This window comes from Olleya sp. Ti.3.14 (assembly GCF_038154885.1).
Lineage (GTDB): Bacteria > Bacteroidota > Bacteroidia > Flavobacteriales > Flavobacteriaceae > Olleya.
Map to the genome: position 1 here is coordinate 1 of NZ_JBAKAO010000100.1, position 267 is coordinate 267.

Below are 267 nucleotides of genomic sequence, written 5' to 3' on the forward strand. Positions count from 1 at the left end.
CGTTTGGCTCTCTATACTCAACCGTAAACCAGTAGTCACTAGTTGGCATTGGATTACCATTATACGTTCCATCCCATCCTAGTCCACTTGGACTTAATTGTTTTAATAATTTACCGTAACGATCAAATATATAAATCTCGGCATCTAATTGGTCTTCTATTCCGTAAATGTTCCAAGTGTCGTTAAACCCATCGTCATTTGGTGTAAAGAAGTGTGGATAGTCCATTACCATTACTGGTATACTTGCTTCTCCACAGCCATTAATGT

General features: G+C 38.2%; 1 protein-coding gene. It reads right to left on the reverse strand.

Annotated features, from left to right (window positions below; all coding sequences use genetic code 11):
- On the reverse strand, positions 1-267 hold a 267-nt coding region (locus V6251_RS15560), incomplete at both ends, for a T9SS type B sorting domain-containing protein (RefSeq protein WP_341589032.1).